The following is a 1,189-nucleotide window of genomic DNA, read 5'->3' as shown; positions in this document are numbered from 1 at the left end:
CTTCATCACTACGACGAAGCCCAAATCCTCCTTAAATCACAACCTCAAATCTGTGCCATTGGTGCTGACGGGGAACAGAAGCCGTAGGCGGTCGGCACCGAGTAGTCGTTCGTCCGGTAACGCACGAGCGCCATCGACGAGACCCGCGCCGCCCGCTTCTCGCACGGCTCCAGCGGTACCGCCGGCAACGCCCGTAGCGCTGCGCTATCAGCCACCAGCCGTTCGCCGATCGTCTCCACGTGTCGGCCAGCACGCTCGGCCTGGCGAGCCCGGCAGCGGCCGGCGAGCATGGCGTTCAACTCGTCAAAGCTCGCAGCGATTGGGATCGGCACCATGAAGTTGGCACGCGAGAACTTCACCAGTCCCTCGACCTTCCCCTTGTCGTTACCCTTGCCCGGCCGACCGAAGCGGTCGCGGAACAGATAATGGCTGACCAGTTCGGTAAAGGCCCGGGTCCGCTCGCGCTTCCCGTCGCCGCAGATCTTCGCCACGGCGATCGTCGTATTGTCGTACAGGATCGATAGCGGCACGCCGCCGAAGAAGGCGAACGCCGATACATGCCCATCCAGGAACGCCTCGGTCGTCTCGCGCGGATAGGCCTTCACGAAGCACGCGTCCGACTGCGGCAGATCCATGCACAGGAAGTGGATCTTCTGGCGCACACCGCCGATCACCCCGACCGCCTCGCCAAAATCGACCTGCGCATGGCCCGGCGGATGCGACAGCGGTACGAACGTCTCACGCCCGCGGGCCCGTCCGATCCGGACATAGTCCTTCACCACCGTATATCCGCCGGCGAAGCCGTGCTCGTCGCGTAGTCGCTCGAATATCCGCTTGGCGGTGTGCCGCTGCTTTGCCGGCGCCGTCCGATCCGCTTCCAAAATGGCGTCGATGACCGGCAGCAGCGGACCCAGCTTCGGCTTCTCCGCCGGCTTCGTTCGCGTGTAGCCCGGCGGCAGCGAGAAACGACACATCTTGGCGACCGTCTCGCGGTTCAACCCGAACACCCGTGCCGCCTCGCGGCGACTGTGACCCTCAATAAACACGAAGCGCCGAACGGCGGCATAGCTCTCCACGGCAAACATCCCTGGCCGACCCCAAAGCGATCAGCCTAGGCTCAGGACTCATTGATCAGAGCCAGAATATGACGGTGGCGGCGAGAGCGATGGCGGAGAAGAAGACCGTAGGG

General features: G+C 64.1%; 1 pseudogene. It reads right to left on the bottom strand.

Annotated elements, in window-relative coordinates:
• Window positions 1-77 precede the first annotated feature (77 nt).
• Window positions 78-1,085, bottom strand: a pseudogene (gene istA / locus KIH45_RS19015) (IS21 family transposase); the annotation flags it as partial.
• Window positions 1,086-1,189 lie beyond the last annotated feature (104 nt).

Source organism: Croceicoccus gelatinilyticus, from assembly GCF_018398395.1.
In the GTDB taxonomy this organism is placed as follows: Bacteria; Pseudomonadota; Alphaproteobacteria; order Sphingomonadales; family Sphingomonadaceae; genus Croceicoccus; species Croceicoccus gelatinilyticus.
The sequence above is the reverse complement of the archived record's forward strand: the minus strand, read 5'-3'. Positions and strand labels throughout refer to the sequence as shown.